Origin of the sequence: Streptomyces flaveolus, from assembly GCF_000716535.1 — a bacterium.
In the GTDB taxonomy this organism is placed as follows: Bacteria; Actinomycetota; Actinomycetes; order Streptomycetales; family Streptomycetaceae; genus Streptomyces; species Streptomyces flaveolus_A.
In genome coordinates, this window is the sequence record NZ_JNWV01000008.1 from 22,710 (window position 1) to 40,448 (window position 17,739).

The 17,739-nt window shown below is 72.1% G+C and carries 15 protein-coding genes and 1 tRNA gene; 11 read left to right on the top strand and 5 right to left on the bottom strand.

Annotated features, from left to right (window positions below):
• Positions 1 to 74 precede the first annotated feature (74 nt).
• Positions 75 to 148 (top strand) — tRNA-Ala (locus OO52_RS10050).
• Between the two features lie 118 nt (positions 149 to 266).
• Complete coding sequence (locus OO52_RS10055; protein ID WP_030650405.1) at positions 267 to 1,172, top strand: LysR family transcriptional regulator; 906 nt, start codon at positions 267 to 269, stop codon at positions 1,170 to 1,172.
• Positions 1,173 to 1,185: 13 nt separating this feature from the next.
• On the opposite strand, the gene OO52_RS10060 is transcribed toward OO52_RS10055, so the two are convergent.
• On the bottom strand, positions 1,186 to 2,166 hold the full coding sequence (locus OO52_RS10060) for a DMT family transporter (RefSeq protein ID WP_234339429.1): 981 nt from the start codon (positions 2,164 to 2,166) through the stop codon (positions 1,186 to 1,188).
• A 167-nt stretch (positions 2,167 to 2,333) separates the two neighbouring features.
• Positions 2,334 to 2,810, bottom strand: coding sequence for a GNAT family N-acetyltransferase (locus OO52_RS10065; RefSeq protein WP_030650413.1), 477 nt, complete (start codon positions 2,808 to 2,810; stop codon positions 2,334 to 2,336).
• A 90-nt stretch (positions 2,811 to 2,900) separates the two neighbouring features.
• Here OO52_RS10065 and OO52_RS10070 point away from each other — a divergent pair, with 90 nt between their 5' ends.
• The gene (locus OO52_RS10070; RefSeq protein WP_037629972.1) at positions 2,901 to 3,695 is read left to right on the top strand and encodes an exodeoxyribonuclease III; all 795 of its coding nucleotides are present in this window, start codon (positions 2,901 to 2,903) and stop codon (positions 3,693 to 3,695) included.
• Positions 3,696 to 3,755: 60 nt separating this feature from the next.
• Here OO52_RS10070 and OO52_RS10075 read toward each other — a convergent pair whose 3' ends face one another.
• Both OO52_RS10075 and OO52_RS10080 read right to left on the bottom strand, forming a co-directional pair.
• On the bottom strand, positions 3,756 to 5,096 hold the full coding sequence (locus OO52_RS10075; protein WP_030650419.1) for a recombinase family protein: 1,341 nt from the start codon (positions 5,094 to 5,096) through the stop codon (positions 3,756 to 3,758).
• Positions 5,097 to 5,239: 143 nt separating this feature from the next.
• The gene (locus OO52_RS10080; RefSeq protein ID WP_030650422.1) at positions 5,240 to 5,857 is read right to left on the bottom strand and encodes a MerR family transcriptional regulator; all 618 of its coding nucleotides are present in this window, start codon (positions 5,855 to 5,857) and stop codon (positions 5,240 to 5,242) included.
• A 178-nt stretch (positions 5,858 to 6,035) separates the two neighbouring features.
• Between OO52_RS10080 and OO52_RS10085 the strand changes: the two genes are divergently transcribed.
• The 4 genes from OO52_RS10085 to OO52_RS10100 all read left to right on the top strand — a co-directional run bounded on the left by OO52_RS10085 (position 6,036) and on the right by OO52_RS10100 (position 9,709).
• Positions 6,036 to 7,565: a flavin-containing monooxygenase gene (locus OO52_RS10085; protein ID WP_030650425.1), complete on the top strand. Its 1,530-nt coding sequence runs from the start codon at positions 6,036 to 6,038 to the stop codon at positions 7,563 to 7,565.
• Positions 7,562 to 8,515: an alpha/beta fold hydrolase gene (locus OO52_RS10090; RefSeq protein WP_030650428.1), complete on the top strand. Its 954-nt coding sequence runs from the start codon at positions 7,562 to 7,564 to the stop codon at positions 8,513 to 8,515. Before OO52_RS10085 ends, OO52_RS10090 begins: the two co-directional genes overlap by 4 nt.
• Positions 8,512 to 9,396 (top strand): SDR family oxidoreductase, encoded by an 885-nt coding sequence (locus OO52_RS10095; protein WP_030650431.1) that lies wholly within the window; start codon positions 8,512 to 8,514, stop codon positions 9,394 to 9,396. The genes OO52_RS10090 and OO52_RS10095 overlap by 4 nt, the downstream gene beginning before the upstream one ends.
• Before the next feature lie 88 nt (positions 9,397 to 9,484).
• Positions 9,485 to 9,709, top strand: coding sequence for a hypothetical protein (locus OO52_RS10100; protein WP_030650435.1), 225 nt, complete (start codon positions 9,485 to 9,487; stop codon positions 9,707 to 9,709).
• A 78-nt stretch (positions 9,710 to 9,787) separates the two neighbouring features.
• Here the strand turns inward: OO52_RS10100 and OO52_RS10105 are convergent, their stop codons facing one another.
• Complete coding sequence (locus OO52_RS10105; protein ID WP_030650438.1) at positions 9,788 to 13,093, bottom strand: S41 family peptidase; 3,306 nt, start codon at positions 13,091 to 13,093, stop codon at positions 9,788 to 9,790.
• A gap of 181 nt (positions 13,094 to 13,274) precedes the next feature.
• Between OO52_RS10105 and OO52_RS10110 the strand changes: the two genes are divergently transcribed.
• From OO52_RS10110 to OO52_RS10125, 4 genes are all read left to right on the top strand, one after another.
• A complete protein-coding gene (locus OO52_RS10110; RefSeq protein ID WP_030650441.1) occupies positions 13,275 to 13,877 on the top strand; it encodes a TetR/AcrR family transcriptional regulator in 603 nt (200 codons plus the stop codon).
• 104 nt (positions 13,878 to 13,981) lie between these two features.
• Entirely contained in the window at positions 13,982 to 16,186 is a 2,205-nt protein-coding gene (locus tag OO52_RS10115; RefSeq protein ID WP_030650444.1) for an MMPL family transporter, read from the top strand.
• 150 nt (positions 16,187 to 16,336) lie between these two features.
• Positions 16,337 to 16,825, top strand: a complete 489-nt coding sequence (locus OO52_RS10120) for a YbaK/EbsC family protein (protein WP_030650447.1) — start codon at positions 16,337 to 16,339, stop codon at positions 16,823 to 16,825.
• Positions 16,822 to 17,667 carry an EamA family transporter gene (locus OO52_RS10125; RefSeq protein ID WP_030650450.1) on the top strand — a complete coding sequence of 282 codons (846 nt, stop codon included), beginning with the start codon at positions 16,822 to 16,824 and terminating at the stop codon, positions 17,665 to 17,667. The genes OO52_RS10120 and OO52_RS10125 overlap by 4 nt, the downstream gene beginning before the upstream one ends.
• The last annotated feature ends 72 nt before the right edge of the window (positions 17,668 to 17,739 follow it).

Here is a 17,739-nt window from a genome sequence, read left to right on the forward strand (position 1 = left end):
ACCCCCGCCCTGACCAGTCAGGGAGCGGATTTCCAAGCACCCCGATCGGGATGCTAAAGTTTCACTCGTTGCAAGGGCCTGTGGCGCAGTCCGGTAGCGCACCTCGTTCGCATCGAGGGGGCCAGGGGTTCAAATCCCCTCAGGTCCACTGCACGACGAGATCCCGTCGGTCATCATGACCGGTCGGGATCTTCGTCGTTTCCGGGACGGCCGGGGACGCCTCCCGGACATCTCCGGGGCAGCCGGGGCACTGGAGGGGGACAACCGTGGAGATACGCCACCTGGTGACGTTCCAGAAGGTCGCGACGCTGCTGAGCTTCACGCGCGCCGCGGAGGAACTCAGCTACGCCCAGTCGAGTGTGACGACACAGATCCGCGCGCTGGAGACCTCGCTGGGAGCGGAACTCTTCGACCGGCTCGGCGGACGCATCCGGCTCACGCCCGCCGGGGAGAAGCTGCTGGGGTACGCCGAGCAGATCCTGGCGCTCGTCGACGCGGCACGCGCCGATGTGGCCGGTGACGACGGCCCGTCGGGGACGCTGGTGATCGGCACGATGGAGAGCGTCACCTCCTACCGGATGCCGCCGCTGCTGGAGTACTTCCACCACCGCTACCCGAAGGTGCGGCTCTCCCTGCGGCCGAGCCTGTGCGCCGACACCCGGCAGGCGCTCCGCCAGGGCACCTTCGACATCGGCTTCCTCCTGGAGGAGGAGACACGGCACCCCGGTCTGGAGACGGTGGTGCTGGCCGAGGAGCCCCTCACCCTCGTCGCGGCCCCCGGCCACCCGCTGGCGCGGCGCCAGAAGCTGTCCGCGACCGATCTGCGATCGCTGTCCGTCCTGGCGACCGAGGCCGGATGCGCCTACCGCGACCTGTTCGAGGCGGAGCTGCGGGACGCCCGGTACACCGCACCCTTCCTGGAGTTCGGCACCATCGAAGCGATCAAGAAGGGCGTCGCCTCCGGCCTGGGCGTCTCGCTGCTCCCCACGGTCACCGTCGCCGCGGAGCTGGAGAAGGGCGAGATGACGGCGTTGCCGTGGGACGCCCCGTTCTCCGTGTACACGCAGCTGGCGTGGCGGGCCGGCCGGCGCCTGTCCCGGGAGCTGAAGCTGTTCGTCGAGCAGGCGACGCGGCTGATGCGGGAGGACGTCCCGCCGGGCACCCCGGGCTGAACCGGACACCCGGTCAGACGGCCTCACCGGCTCCGCGGACCGGCCGCCCGCACGCGGACGGCTCGTCGCGCCGGACCGGGGCGGCGGCGATGGACGCGGCCGGCTTCCCGCGGCGCCCGCCCAGGTTCGTGCCGAGGGACGCGGCGACGATCAGCGGGATGCCCAGGGCCTGGAGCAGGCTGACGTGGTGGCCGTAGACGGCCCAGTCGCAGATCAGCGCGGCGGCCGGGTAGACGAAGGCCAGGACGGCGATCTTCGAGGTGGGCAGCTTCCGGTACGAGGAGTACATCAGGGCGTACATGACACCGGTGTGGAGGAAGCCGAGACCGGCGAGCCAGGCCCAGTCGGTGCCGAGGTGCGCGCTCTGACCGAGCCGGGTGAAGGGCAGCAGCAGCGGAATGCCGAGCAGGACCTGCACCAGGGCGATCAGATGGGGGCGCACTCCGGTCACCCGCTTGGTGATGATCGTGGACAGGCCGTAGAAGAGGGCGGCCAGCAGCGCGTATCCGAGGCCCACGAGGTAGGCGCCGTCCCCGGAGAGGTCGGAGACGGAGACGCCGGCGACGAGGACGAGCCCGAGGAAGGCGACGAGCAGCCAGCCCGCCTTCCGCCGCGTGAGGCGCTCCTTGAAGAACAGGGCGCCGAGCAGGACCACGAAGAACGGCTGGGTGTGGTAGACGACGGTGGCCACCGAGATGGACGTCCTGCCGTACGCCTCGAAGAGGAACGCCCAGTTGAACACGATGAACACGCCGCCCAGCGCGGCCAGGGCGAGCTTGCGGGGAGTGAACCCGTGGTTCCTGAGGAAGCCGCGCGCGAGGCAGTACAGGCCGAGGAACAGGGCGCCGAACACGCACCGGTAGAAGACCACGGTGAACGGCGAGGCGCCGGACTCGACGACGAAGACGCCGATGGTGCCGGACAGCAGCATCGCCGCCGTCAGTTCGACCGCGCCGCGCGTCTCCTGCCGCGCGGACATCTCCGATGTGCCCATGTCACCCTCCCGGGAGCCCCGTCCGCGCCGGCCACCGTGTGCGGCCGGCGCCGCATGAAGCTACGGGCCGGTGCGGGATCCGGTCCACGGTGCGCTGGGCAACGAAACCGATGGCCCCATCGACGCCGTCGATGAGCCGCCTGGACAGCGGCTTCACGGCCCCGCGGTCAGAGCCGCTTGGCGTAGCAGAGGCTCTCCTCGTGGTGCCGGTAGTAGCCGAACTTCGCGCACGGCTCGTAACCGCTGGAGGTGTACAGGGCGATGGCCTCCGGCTGCTTGGTGCCGGTCTCCAGGACCATGCGGACCCGGCCGGCCGCGCGGGCGTCGTCCTCCAGGGCCGCGAGCATGCGACGGGCCAGGCCCCGGCCGCGCATCTCCGCGACGACGTACATCCGCTTCAGCTCCGCGTCGCCGTCCTCGTTGCCCTCCTCGTTGCGGTCCTGGCTGCGCCAGCCGCCGGTGGCCACGGGCCGGTCGCGCTCGTCGTACGCGATCAGGTACACGCCCCGGGGCGGGTCGAAGTCGGCGGCGTCCAGGACCGTGGCGTCGCCCCCGTCGCCGTAGCGCTGGTGGTACTCGTCCTGGACCTCGTCGTTGAGCTTGACGGCGTCGGGGTGGTCGAAACGAACGCGGCGAATAATCATGCTGGGCATCGTACTTCTATGCAGTCGGCGGGGGTCCCCGGATTTTGCGGACCCGGACCAGTGTGCCGGTATCGTGCCCTGGTGCTGACTGTGACCTCGGTGAACGTGAACGGGCTGCGGGCCGCCGCGAAGAAGGGCTTCGTGGAATGGCTCGCCGGGACGGACGCGGACGTCGTCTGCCTCCAGGAGGTGCGGGCCGAGCCCCACCAGCTGCCCGAGGAGGTCCGCCGCCCCGACGGCTGGCACGTCGTGCACGCTCCGGCCGCCGCCAAGGGCCGCGCGGGCGTCTCCCTCTACACCCGGCGCGAGCCCGACCGGGTCCGGGTCGGCTTCGGCTCCGCGGAGTTCGACGGCAGCGGGCGCTACGTGGAGGCCGAACTGCCCGGCGTCACCGTCGCCTCCCTCTACCTGCCCTCCGGGGAGGTCGGCACCGAGCGCCAGGACGAGAAGGTGCGCTTCATGGGCGAGTTCCTGGCCCATCTGAAAGAACTGCGCGAGCGGGCCGCCGCCGACGGACGCGAGGTCCTCGTCTGCGGCGACTGGAACATCGCCCACCGGCAGGCCGACCTCAAGAACTGGCGCGGCAACACCAAGAACTCCGGCTTCCTGCCCGAGGAACGGGACTGGCTCGGCCGGGTGTTCGCCGCCGAGGAGGGCGGCTACGTCGACGTCGTCCGCGCCCTGCACCCGGACGCGGAGGGTCCGTACACCTGGTGGTCGTACCGGGGGCGCGCTTTCGACAACGATTCGGGTTGGCGCATCGATCTCGCCGTGGCGACACCTGGGCTCGCCCGGCGTGCGGTCAAGGCGGTGGTGGAGCGAGCGGCCAGCCACGAGGAGCGCTGGTCGGACCACGCGCCGGTGACGGTGGTCTTCGAGATGTGAGGAAGACCGCACGAGGCGCCTTCGGCAGGCGGGGCGCCCGTGCGGTCCGCAGCGGTCGGCTCAGCCGCTCTGCGGGGTCCGTCCCTCGATCGTGAAGGTCAGGCGTGACGCCTCCGGTCCCCTGTTCCGTTCGGGTCCGCCGCCCCGGCGGCCCTTGGCGACGGTGACGCGGACTCCGTCGCGGAGGAGGTCCTCTCGGGTCGCGGAGGCCTCCTTCCCTGTCACTCGGCGGTAGCAGTCCAGCGTGTACTGCTCCAGCCAGTCGGAGCGCACACCGGCCGGTGCCGGGCACACCTCACCGCGAGCGGTCGCTCGGCACACGTAGTCGCCGTGGGGGTAACCCTTGCGCGCAGCGAAGTACATGCGCCCGCCGCATCCTTGGCAGTGCACGACACCGATGAGCAGCGCAGACGTCGGGCGCCTGGGGCGGCGGGTGCCGTTCGACCGGACCTGGAGGGCCGCCTGGAGCGCGTCGAACTCGGCATCGGACAGCAGGGGCTGCCCGATGAGGACGGGGGCACCGGCTCCGTCGCGGACCGTTTGGCCGCGATGGGTGCGGTGACCCTTGAGCGACGGGCTGCGCAGCACCTTGGACAGCGTGCCGGACGTCCACCGGAAGTGGTCGAAGTCACGTCCGTGGCGGCGGCCGCCCGTTCGGCGACCCTGGAGTTGTGCATGGCGGTCCCGTGGCACCGGCACGCCCTGGTCGTTGAGTTCGCGCGCGAGGGCGATCAGCGAGCGCCCGGATCGCACCTCGCTCACCAGCGACCGTACGAGGGAGGCGGTCTCGGGATCGGGGGCCAGGCACCACCCGCTGCCCGGGGGGTGAGGTGCCTTCCGGTAGCCGAACGGCACCAGCCCGCCGCCGTAGCGACCCTCCTCACGCAGGGTGGCGTGGGCGCTGGTGAGGCGCGCGGAGATGGCCTCGGCCTCCCGCTGGGCATCGCGGGCCAGCTCCATGCAGCGCCGGATGACGGAGCCGCCCGCCAGGGGCGTTACCACGAGCGGGACGCCGTCCTCGGGCATTCCGAAGGCGAGGGTCCGGCCGTGCCGCCGAGCCCAGGCGATCAACTCGGTCATGTGCTCCACGGAGCGCACGGCACGGTCCCCGTGCGACCAGACGACGGCCTCGTATGCATGGGGCCGCTGCAACCAGGGGGAGAGTCCCGGCCTCTCGAACGGAGAAGTCGTGCGAGCCGAGACGCCGAGGTCCGAGGCTTCGGCGACCAGGTGGAAGCCGAGGTGGTCCGCGCAGCGCTGGACGACGGAACGCTGGCGGCCCGGCGACGTCGTCACGCTGGTCACGCAACTCAGGCGCAGGGCGGCCAGCGCCCGGGGACGCCCGGTGAGGAGTGGCTCGGCGCCGGTGGGCGGGGCCGAGGGCTGGCTATGGTGGGGCATGTCGACACTCCTGGACAGAGTCGGCCGTACCCCGGGGCTGGTGGCACAGCCGCCGGGGCTTTTTCGATCTCACTGTCGGAGGTCGAGTCGACGCGCGTACGGACTTGCCGGGAAGCTACTCCGATGGAGTGAATGATCAGGCCTCAGCCTTTGTTCATCCGGCGGTCCAGTGCCAGTGAGAGTTCCGCCTCCACGACGCTGCGGGCCAGTGGGCGCAGTCGCCGCAGGTCCTCCTCGGGGGCGTGACGCAGGATCAGGTCGGTGAAGAGTTCGGCCAGGGCGTCGGCGTGTTCGCGGACGCGGGCGCCGGCCGCCAGCACCTCGGCGAGCGGGATGCCCTCGCGGACCAGCGCGGAGGAGACGTCCAGCAGGCGCCGGCTGATGTGCACGATCTCGTCGCCGTCGGTGCCGAGATAGCCCAGTTCCAGGGCGGCGGCCAGGTTCTCCGGTGTGACCTCGCCCTCGAAGCGGGCGGCGAGTTCCTCGGGGGTGAGGCGGACGGGCTCCTCCTCGGTGGGGGTGCCGACGCCCAGGAGGTCGGCGACGTCGCGGCCCTGGTCGAGGGCGTCCGCGAGTTCCGCGATGCCGTTCAGGGTATGGCCGCGCTCCAGGAGGGCCGCGATGGTGCGCAGCCGGGCCAGGTGGTGGTCGTCGTACCAGGCGATGCGGCCCTCGCGGCGGGGCGGCCCTATCAGCTTGCGTTCGCGGTAGAAGCGCAGGGTGCGCACGGTGATGCCCGCGAGTCGGGCCAGCTCCTCCATGCGGTACTCGCGCCTGACCGTGGGGTGTTCCGCGTCCTGTGCCACGACCGCAGCCTATGGCGTACCGCGGGTAACTTTCCTTCCCCCGCCCCCTACCGCTCAGTAGGAGGCTGCTCTACAGTCCCATTGCGCCAGTGTTCACTGGCAGAGTTCCTAGGCGATGCGTGGAGGCTTCGGGATGGCCGAGCACGAGCATGTACGGGTGGCGGTGATCGGGTCCGGGTTCGGCGGGCTGGGGGCCGCCGTGCGGCTGCGCCGCGAGGGAATCACCGACTTCGTCGTCCTGGAGCGGGCCGACAGCGTCGGCGGCACCTGGCGGGACAACAGTTATCCCGGGTGCGCATGTGACGTGCCCTCACACCTCTACTCCTTCTCCTTCGCGCCCAATCCGGACTGGCCGCGCACCTTCTCCGGGCAGCGGCACATCCGCGCCTACCTGGAGCACGTCACCGACCTCTTCGGACTGCGCCCGCACATCCGCTTCGACTCCGAGGTCAAGCTGATGAACTGGGACAACGAGAACCTGCGGTGGACCATCGAGACCACCCGCGGCGCGCTGACCGCCGACGTCGTCGTCTCCGCCACCGGGCCGCTGTCCGACCCGAAGATCCCCGGGATCCCCGGCCTGGAGTCCTTCCCGGGCAAGGTGTTCCACTCCGCCCGCTGGGACCACGACTACGACCTGCGCGGCAAGCGGGTCGCCGTGGTCGGCACCGGCGCCTCCGCCATCCAGATCGTCCCCGCCGTCCAGCCGCGGGTCGGCCGGCTCACCCTCTTCCAGCGCACCCCGCCCTGGGTGATGCCCCGCGTCGACCGCGCCATCAGCGGCGCCGAGCGCTGGCTCCACCGCCGGCTGCCCGTCACCGCCCAGGCCCGGCGCGGACTGCTGTGGGGCATCCGGGAGCTCCAGGTGCAGGCGTTCACCAAGCGCCCGGACGAACTCGGCCTGGTCGAACAGCTCGCCAAGCGGAACATGGCCCGCGCGATCAAGGACCCGGCCCTGCGCGCCAAGCTCACCCCGGACTACCGCATCGGCTGCAAGCGGATCCTGTTGTCCAGCGCCTACTACCCGGCGCTGGCCAGGCCGAACGTGGACGTCGTCGCCAGCGGGCTGAGCGAGATCCGCGGGTCCACGCTCGTCGCGGCGGACGGCACCGAGGCCGAGGCCGACGCGATCATCTTCGGTACCGGCTTCCACGTCACGGACATGCCCATCGCCGAGCGCGTGGTCGGCGCGGAGGGCATCACGCTCGCGGAGTCCTGGAAGAACGGCATGCGGGCGCTGCGCGGAGCCTCGGCGGCCGGGTTCCCGAACTGGATGACGATCATCGGACCCAACACCGGCCTCGGGAACTCCTCCATGATCCTCATGATCGAGTCCCAGTTGAACTACATGGCCGACTACCTGCGCCAGCTCGACGTCCTGGGCGGCCGCACCGCCCTCGACGCCCGGCCCGCCGCCGTCGACGCCTGGAACGACAGGGTGCAGGAGCGCATGAAGCGGACCGTGTGGAACACCGGCGGCTGCACGAGCTGGTACCTGGACGCCAGCGGCCGCAACACCACCATCTGGCCCGGTACGACGACCGAGTTCCGGCGCGCCACCCGGCGGGTGGACCTCGCGGAGTACGAGGTCCTGCGCAAGCCCGTACCGGCGGCCGGCCCTGGTGCCGGGCCGGCCGGCCGGAAGAGCGGGGCCGCCGCATGAGCCGCGGCGCCCACGTCACCTCCGGCCCCTACGCCCCGCCCGCCCCCGCCCGCACCCTCACCGCCGTCTCCGCCGACGGCGCGCGGCTGCACGTCGAGGTGCACGGCCCCGAGGACGCGCCACCGGTCGTCCTCTCCCACGGCTGGACCTGCTCGACGGCGTTCTGGGCGGCCCAGATTCGGGACCTGGCCGCCGACCACCGGGTGATCGCCTACGACCAGAGGGGGCACGGGCGCAGTCCCGCGAACCCCGCCTGCACCACCGGGGCGCTGGCGGACGATCTCGAAGCGGTGCTCGCACGGACGCTGGCCCGCGGGGAGAAGGCGCTCGTCGTCGGCCACTCCATGGGCGGCATGACGGTCATGGCCGCGGCCGAACGCCCCCGCTTCCGGGAACACGCCGCCGCCGTCCTGCTGTGCAGCACGGGGAGTTCACGGCTGGTCGCTCAGTCGCGCGTGGTGCCGTTGCGCGCCGGGCGCGTGCGCACCTGGATCACCGGGCGAGTGCTCGGCTCCCGAGCGCCCCTCGGGCCGGTCACACCGGTCGCGCGGAGCATCCTCAAGTACGCCACGATGGGCGCCGGTTCGGCCCCGCACATGGTGGAGGCGTGCGCGCGGATCGTGCACGCCTGCCCGCGCGCCGCGCGGCACGCGTGGTCGGCCGTCCTCGCCGCGCTCGATCTCGACCACGGCGTACGGCGGTTGAGCCCGCCCACCGCCGTGCTGCACGGCGCGTCGGACCGGCTCACGCCTGCGGTGCACGCCCGGGCGCTGGTCGCCGCGCTGCCGCACTGCGTCGGCCTCACCGAGCTGCCCGGCGTCGGGCACATGACCCCGATCGAGGCGCCGGAGCTGGTGACCGCCCGCATCCGGGACCTCGTCGGCACCTATGTCACGGGGGCCGTCCCCGAGCATGGTTCCACCCCCGCGCAGATCAAGGAGGGCGCATGAGCAGGGTCAGCCTCGAAGGGCAGGTCGCCGTCGTCACGGGAGCGGCGCGCGGCGTCGGCGAGCTGCTGGCGCGCAAACTGTCCGCGCGCGGCGCGAAGGTGGCGCTGGTCGGGCTGGAGGAGGAGGCGCTGAAGGAGGTCTCCGGGCGGCTGCACAGCGACAGCGCCCACTGGTACGCCGACGTCACCGACCACGAGACGATGAGCCGGGTCGCCGAGGAGGTGAAGGCGCGGTTCGGGAAGGTCGACATCGTGGTCGCCAACGCCGGTGTGGCGACGGGCGGTCCGTTCGCCGACTCCGACCCGCAGGCCTGGCGGCGGGTGATCGAGGTGAACCTCATCGGTTCGGCGGTGACCGCGCGGGCGTTCCTGCCGGTGCTCGTGGAGAGCCGCGGCTATCTGCTCCAGATCGCCTCGCTCGCCGCGATCACTCCCGCGCCGATGATGACGGCGTACTGCGCGTCCAAGTCGGGCGTGGAGGCGTACGCGCACAGTCTGCGCGCCGAGGTCGGCTACCAGGGCGTCCGCGTCGGGGTCGGGTATCTGTCCTGGACCGACACCGACATGGTGCGCGGCGCCGACCAGGACGACGTCATGCGGGAGCTGCGGCAGCGGCTGCCGTGGCCCTCGAACAAGACCTACCCGCTGGGTCCCGCCGTGGACCGGCTCGTCGCCGGGATCGAGCGGCGCTCGGCGCACGTGTACGGGCAGTGGTGGCTGCGGGGCATGCAGGGCGTGCGCGGCGGTCTGCCGGCGCTCATCGGGACGGTCGGGCAGCGCGAGATGAGGCGGTTCGCGCCCCGCCTTCAGGGGATGCGTTCCGGGCTCGTCGGCGCAGGTGGGGCGGCCGACGAGGCGGCTCGCGCTACGCAGCGTAACTGATCGACATGCAGGCTGTGTTCGCCCGTGTGAATCTGGTCGAGGCCCCACCGAGGGGCCGGACCCCCACTCATCACGGGAGTGAACCCACATGGGTATGAAGGACCAGTTCCAGGACAAGTCGCGCCAGGCCAAGGAGAAGATGGACCAGGGCCGCGAGAAGGTCGGCCAGCGCGGTCCGCAGCAGGGCCGGCAGGGCCAGCAGCAGGGCCGGCAGGGCCAGCCGCCGTCGGAGCGGGGCGGCCAGAACCACCGTGACATCGAGGACACGGAGCGGCAGATGGAGGACCGGCTCGACCGGGACTACGACGCCTGACCGCTGCGCCCGGCCTCGGCCGGTTGACGTGGGGTGCCCTTCTTGCGGGAGGGGCACCCTGCGCCGCTTGAGGGTGACTCAGGAAGTCGCCCTGGGGGGCAGCTTGGGGCGGGATCGGTTCGGGACGTCGCTGTAGGTCGGGGGGATCGCCGCCGGGTTGGACTCCAGGAGTTCCAGGGCGAGTTCCACCGCGTCGGCGAGCTGGGCGTGACGGCCCTCCGCCCAGTCCAGGGGGGTGCGCAGGATCTCCAGGTCGGGGGCGACGCCGTGGTTCTCGACGGACCAGCCGTAGGCGTCGAACCAGGCCGCGTTCATCGGGACGGTGATGACGGTGCCGTCGCCCAGGCGGTGCCGGCCGGTCATGCCGACCACTCCGCCCCAGGTGCGCTGGCCGACGACCGGGCCGAGCTTCAGCAGCTTGAAGGCGGCGGTGATCATGTCGCCGTCGGAGGACGTCGCCTCGTCGGCCAGGGCGACCACGGGTCCGCGCGGGGCGTTCGAGGTGTACGACACCGGTTGCGCGTCCCGGGTCAGGTCCCAGCCCAGGATCGTCCGGGTCAGCTTCTCGATGACGAGTTCGCTGATGTGGCCGCCCGCGTTGCCGCGCACGTCCACGATCAGCGCCGGCCGGGAGACCTCCATGCGCAGATCGCGGTTGAACTGGGCCCAGCCGGAGCCGCCCATGTCGGGGATGTGCAGGTAGCCGCACTTGCCGCCGCTCAACTCGCGGACGACGTCGCGGCGTTTGGCCACCCAGTCCTGGTAGCGCAGCGGCCGCTCGTCGACGAGCGGGACGACGGCGACCCGGCGGGCGTGCCCGGTCTCGTCCTCGGACGGTGTGAAGGTCAGCTCCACCGTCGTACCGCCCGCGCCGGCCAGCAGCGGGTACGGGCCCGTCACCGGGTCGACCGGGCGGCCCTCGACATGAGTCAGGACGGCTCCCTCGCGGATGCCCGTGCCGGCCAGCGGTGAGCGGGCCTTGGAGTCGGAGGAGTCACCGGCGAGGATGCGCTTGACCACCCAGCGGCCGTCCCGGCGGACGAAGTTGGCGCCGAGGAGGCCCTGCCAGCGCTGGTAGTGCGGCGGGCCCTCGTTGCGGCGGGCGGCGGTGACGTAGGCGTGCGAGGTGCCCAGCTCGCCGAGGACCTCGCGGAGCAGGTCGGCGAACTCGTCGGGGGACGCGACCCGTTCGACCAGCGGACGGTACTGGTCGAGCACCGCGTCCCAGTCGATGCCGCACATGCCCGGTTCCCAGAAGTAGGCGCGGATCAGGCGGCCCGCCTCGGCGTAGGCCTGGCGCCACTCGGCGGGCGGGTCGGCCTGGTGCAGGATGCGGCGTACGTCGATCCAGACGGTCGAGTCGGCGTCACCGATCTCGGTGGAGGGCACCGCCCGCAGGTCGCCCTCGTCCACGACGACCAGCCGGGTGCCGTCGCCGCTCACCGTGAACCAGTCCAGGTGGTCGACCAGTTCGGACTTCTTCGCCTTGGCGATGTTGAAGTACTCCAGGGTCGGGCGGCCGCTGATGTCCGCCGGGTTGACGAAGGTCTCGCCGAGCGCGCCGGAGATCGGCCAGCGCAGCCAGACCAGGCCGCCGCCCGCGACCGGGTACAGCCCGGAGTACTTGGAGGCGATCACCGGGAACGGCGTGACCCGGTTGGCCAGCCCCTCGATCTCGACCGTCACCGTGCCGGCCTCGCCGGTCTCCTCGTCCTCCAGCGGGTCGAGCCCGCCGGCGGCCGGGCGGCCCTCGGGGTTCAGGGCGAACGGGGAGGGGGTCGCCGAGGAGAGCGGGACGAGGTACGGGCGGCAGCCGAGCGGGAAGGACAGGTCGCCGGTGTGCACGTCGTAGACCGGGTCGAAGCCGCGCCAGGAGAGGAAGGCGAGGTAGCGGCCGTCCCGGGTGAAGACCGGGTTCTCGTCCTCGAAGCGGCCGTTCGTCACGTCCACGATCAGCCGGTCCTTGATGCGGGCCAGCTTGATCTTGCGCAGGGAGCGGCCGATGCCGGGGTGCGACCAGGTGATCCAGGAGCCGTCGGGGGAGAAGGCGAGGTCGCGGACCGGGCCGTTGACGGACCGGATCAGCTCGGTGATCCCGGTCCCCGCCTCGGCGGTGCCCGGCTCCGCCGCCCCTTTCTCGGACTCCGCCGCCCCCTCTTCCGGCCCCGTCTCCTCCTCCGGCACGTCGATCAGCAGCAGCCGCCCGTCGTGCGAGGCCACGGCGAGGCGTTCGCCTTCGGGGTCGCAGGCCATCTCCAGGACCCGGCCCAGCGCGCCGGAGGCCAGCCGCCGGGGCGCGCGGTCGCCCGTGGCGCGGGGCAGCTGGGCGATCTCGACGGCGTCCGCGCCCTCGGCGTCGGTGACGTAGGCGACCTGCCCGGTGGAGCCCAGCATCTCCGGCAGCCGTACCCGGACACCGGGCGTGTCGGTGATCGTGCGGGCCGGGCCGTCGCGGTGGGTGAGCCAGTACAGGCTGCCGCGGACGACGACCGCGCTGGCCCGGCCGGTCTCGTCCACGGAGATGCCGTCGATGTTCTGCGCGGCCGGCACCTGGTAGCGGCGGCGGCCGGTGCGCGGTCCGGCGAGCCGGATGTCGAGCTTGCGCGGCATGCCGCCCGGGGAGAAGTCGTCCACCAGCCACAGGTCGCCCGCGCACTGGTAGACCACCCGGTCGCCGTCGCCGGCGGCGTGCCGGGCGTAGAAGGCGTCGTGGTCGGTGTGCCGGCGCAGGTCGGTGCCGTCGTAGGCGCAGGAGTAGAGGTTGCCGACGCCCTCGTGGTCGGAGAGGAAGGCGATCCGGCCGGCGACGAACACGGGGCAGGCCAGATGGCCGTCGAGGTCGGGCAGCAGGCGCTGCCCGTGCAGCCACAGGCGGCCCGTGGCGCCGCCGCGGTACCGCTTCCAGGAGGCCGGTTCGTGCGGCGGGGTGCCGGTGAGCAGCAGGGTCTTGCGTTCGCCGGCGATGTCGGCGACCTGGATGTCGGCGACCGGGCCCCAGGGCAGCCGCCCGCCGGGGTCGCCGTCGGCGGGGACCTTGTAGGCCCAGGTGTAGTGCGAGAAGGGCTGGCCGTGGGAGGCCACGGCGAGGATGTCGCTCTCCGGGGTCCAGCCGCACACCTGGGTGTCGGCGCTGCCCCAGTACGTCAACTGGCGTCCGGGGCCGCCGTCGACGTCGACGAGGTGGATCTCGGGGACGAGGCTGCGCCAGGTCGTGTAGGCGATCCGGCGGCCGTCGGGCGAGAAGCGCGGGTGGCCGGTCTTGGTGCGGTCAGCGGTGAGCCGCCAGGCGCGGCCCGGCGCGTCCAGGGGGGCCAGCCAGAGATCGTCCTCCGCGACGAAGCACAGCAGGTCGCCGCTGAGGTGGGGAAGGCGCAGATAGCTCACGTCCCCATGCTTTTCCGGTCACACGGCGCGAGCAACTTGTGGGCTCCCGCCCACCCCGTTCCTTACAGCCCCTTCACCTTCGTGACCCAACGCACGTACGAAACGGTTTCGTTTCGTTGACGCAGGGGGTATCTTCATGGATGTACGAAGACGAAGGCTCCGGAGCGGGAAGGTGAAGGGCATGACCGAGGCTGTCGCGGCGACACGTCGTAGCCGGATCACGCCCGAGCGCGAGGCCGAGCTGTACGAGGCCGTGCTCGACCTGCTCCGGGAGGTCGGCTACGACGCCCTCACCATGGACGCCGTGGCCGCCCGCACCCGGTCCAGCAAGGCCACGCTCTACCGCCAGTGGGGCGGCAAGGCCGAACTGGTCGCCAAGGCCGTGCGGCACAACAAGCCGGGCCGGGCCGGGGACGTCGACACCGGATCGCTCAAGGGCGACCTGCACGCGCTCACCCTGCGTGCGGACGACTGCGAGATGGAACAGAGCTCCGCGCTGATGCGGGCCCTGGCCATGGCGGTGCACGGCAACCCGGACCTGCTCAAGGCGTTCCGGGAGCACCTCATCGAGCCGGAGATGGCGGAGTTCCACCGCGTGCTGCGACGGGCGATCGACCGGGGCGAGGTCCGAGCGGACAACCCCGCGATCGGGTTCGTGATGCACATGATGATCGGTGGGTTCGCCGCCCGCACCATGATCGACGAACAGCCGCCGACGCAGGACTTCCTCCTTTCGTACATCGACGCCGTGGTCCTCCCCGCCCTCGGCGTTCCCACGAGCTGAACGCTCTTCCCCAGCAAGCCCACCACCTGACGTCACCGCTCACGTCGTCGGGCTGATCACCCCTGCCCAGCTGAACCCAACGACCTGACCGGGAGTACGCCTCCGTGGCCACGTTCCTCTACAAACTCGGCCGCCTCGCCTTCCGGCGACGGCACTTCGTCGCCCTCATATGGGTCGCGCTGCTCACCCTCGCCGGGGTGGGCGCCGCCTCCGCGCCGGCCGCCGGCAACACGTCCTTCTCCATCCCCGGTACCGAGGCCCAGAAGGCCTTCGACCTGCTGGAACAGCGCTTCCCCGGGATGAGCGCCGACGGCGCCACCGCCCGGGTCGTCTTCAAGGCCCCGAAGGGCGAGAAGATGACGGACGCCGTCAACAAGGCGACCGTCGAGAAGACCGTCAAGGAGCTGCGGAGCGGCTCCGAGGTCGCCTCCGTCGCCGACCCCTACACCGGGCACGCCGTCAGCAAGAACGGCACCGTCGCCTACGCCTCGGTGAAGTACGAGGTCTCCGGCATGGAGCTGGAGGACTCCTCCAAGGACGCGCTGAAGGACGCGGCCCAGGACGCCCGGGACGCGGGCCTCACCGTCGAGATCGGCGGTGACGCGCTGACCGCGACCCCCGAGACCGGCTCCAGCGAGGTCATCGGCATCGCGGTCGCCGCGGTCGTCCTGGTCATCACCTTCGGCTCGCTGCTCGCGGCAGGGTTCCCGCTGCTCACCGCCATCATCGGGGTCGGCATCGGCGTCTCCTCGATCACCGCGCTCGCCAGCGCCCTGGACCTGGGCTCCACCACCTCCACCCTGGCCTCGATGATCGGCCTCGCCGTCGGCATCGACTACGCCCTCTTCATCGTCTCCCGCTACCGCGCCGAACTCGCCGAGGGCCGCGAGCGCGAGGACGCGGCCGGACGCGCCGTCGGCACGGCGGGCTCGGCGGTCGTCTTCGCCGGCCTCACCGTCGTCATCGCCCTGGTCGGCCTGTCCGTCGTCAACATCCCGATGCTGACGAAGATGGGCGTCGCGGCGGCCGGCACCGTCGCCATCGCCGTCCTCATCGCGCTGACCATGATCCCGGCGCTGCTCGGCTACGCGGGCCGCAGGATCAAGCCGGCCGGCCAGAAGAGCAAGCTGCTCGGCGGCGGCCGTACGCCGAAGAAGCCGGGCCGCCCCAACATGGGCACCCGCTGGGCCAGCTTCGTCGTCCGCCGCCCGGTCGCCGTCCTGCTGCTCGGCGTGCTCGGCCTCGGCGCGGCGGCGATCCCGGCCGCCTCCCTGGAACTGGGCCTGCCCGACGACGGCTCCCAGCCCACCTCCACCACCCAGCGCCGCGCCTACGACCTGCTCTCCGAGGGCTTCGGACCCGGCTTCAACGGCCCGCTGCTGATCGTCGTCGACGCCAAGGACAGCGCCGACCCCAAGGCCGCGTTCACCAAGGTCGGCGACGAGATCAAGGGCCTGAAGGACGTCGTCACGGTCACCCCGGCCACGCCCAACAAGGCCGGCGACACCGCGACGATCACGGTCGTCCCCGACTCCAAGCCGTCCTCGACCACCACCGAGGACCTGGTGCACGCCATCCGTGACAAGGGCGCGGACATCGCCCGGGAGACCGACTCCCAGGTCCTGGTCACCGGCTCGACGGCGATGAACATCGACGTCTCGCAGAAGCTGAACGACGCGCTCCTGCCGTACCTGGCCCTGGTGGTCGGCCTCGCCTTCCTCCTGCTGATCGTGGTCTTCCGCTCGATCCTGGTCCCGCTGAAGGCGGCCCTCGGCTTCCTGCTCAGCGTGATGGCGGCCCTCGGCGCCGTGGTCGCGGTCTTCCAGTGGGGCTGGCTGTCGGGCCTGATGAACGTCGAGGAGACCGGCCCGGTCATGTCGATGATGCCGATCTTCATGGTGGGCGTCGTCTTCGGCCTCGCGATGGACTACGAGGTGTTCCTCGTGACCCGTATGCGGGAGGCGTACGTCCACGGCGAGAAGCCCAGCCAGGCGGTGGTGACGGGCTTCAGGCACGGCGCCCGGGTCGTGACCGCCGCCGCCGTCATCATGATCGCCGTCTTCTCCGGCTTCATCGGCTCCAGCGAGTCGATGGTCAAGATGATCGGATTCGGCCTCGCCATCGCCGTCTTCTTCGACGCGTTCATCGTCCGCATGGCCATCGTCCCGGCGGTCCTCGCCCTGCTCGGCAAGCGGGCCTGGTGGCTGCCGAAGTGGCTGGACCGCGCGCTGCCCAACGTGGACGTGGAGGGCGAGGGCCTGCGCGCCCACGCCGACCGCGAGGAGGAGAAGGAGCTGGTACGCGCCTGACGTACCGCTCCTGACACAGAGCCGCCGGTGAGGGTGCCCGTGGGGACGGGGCTGCACCCTCACCGGCTTCCCGCTGCCACCGCCCCGCCCCGCGCCCTTCCGGCCGGAATGCGTTTCCTCCGGCACGCGGAGAGCCGCTAGCGTGCGCGTATGACGACGACCGCTCATCCTCGTTTCGCCGCCGCGGTGGAGGAGTCGGGACTGGGGGAGCTGCTGCCCCGGGTCCGGGGCTTTTCCGAGGCGACCCGGACCGCCGCCGAGGCCGCCGCCGCCATCGGGTGCGAACTGAGCCAGATCTGCAAGTCGCTGGTCTTCGCCGCCGACGGGGTGCCCGTGCTGGTGCTCATGGACGGGGCCTCGCGGGTGGACGTCGAGCGGGTGCGGCAGGAGCTGGGGGCCCGGAAGGTCACCCGGGCCGACGCCGGGCTCGTGCGCGAGACCACCGGGTACGCCATCGGCGGGGTGCCGCCCTTCGGGCACCGCACACGCACGCGCGTCCTCGCCGACCGTTCGCTGCTCGCGCACGACGTGGTCTGGGCGGCGGCCGGTACGCCGTACACCGTCTTCCCGATCGAGCCGAAGGAACTCGTCGCCCACGCGGGCGCGACACTGGTGGACGTACGCGAGCAGCGCGCGTGACACCGCTGGTCGCCACGGCCGTGCTGGTCGCCGCCGTCACCCACGCCGGCTGGAACGCCATCGCGCACCGCATCACCGACAAGCTCGTCGGCTTCGCCCTGATCTCCGGCGGCGGGCTGCTGATCGGGCTCGCGGCGGCACCGTTCACGGCGTTCCCGGCCGGGCCCGCCTGGCCGTACCTGTTCGCCTCGGCGGCCGTGCACATCGCCTACTACGCGCTGCTGATGACCTCGTTCCGGCTGGGCGACTTCGGGCAGGCGTACCCCATCGCGCGTGGCAGCGCCCCGCTCGTGGTCACTGTGCTCGCCGCCGTCTTCGCGCACGAGGTGCCCGGCGCCTGGGCGAGCGCCGGCATCGCCGTGTCCTGCCTGGGGCTGAGCGGGGTCGGGCTGTGGGGGCTGCGCGGGAAGCGGCCCGAGTGGGCCGCGATCGGCGCGGCCCTCGCGACCGGTCTGACGATCGCCGTGTACACCGTGATCGACGGCATGGGCGTACGGGCCTCGGGGACGTCCCTCGGGTACATCGCCTGGCTCATGGCCGCCCAGGGGGCGGTGCTGCCCGCGTTCCTGTACGCACGCGCGCGGGCCGACACGGTCCGGCTGCTCCGGCCGTACGCCGCCCTCGGCCTCCTCGGCGCCGCCCTGTCCGTCGCCGCCTACGCCCTGGTGCTGTGGGCCCAGACCCGGGCCGCGCTCGCCCCCGTCGCCGCCCTGCGCGAGTCGTCCATCATCGTCGGCGCGGCCATCGGCGCGGTGTTCTTCAAGGAGCGCTTCGGGGCGCCCAGGATCGCGGCGGCGGGCCTTGTGGTCGTGGGGATCGGGCTGATGCTGCGGGCCGGCTAGCGCGGGGCGCGGCGCCGACATGACGGGCCGGGGTGCCGTGGCGCACCCTGGAAGCAGCGGTTTTCGGAGGTG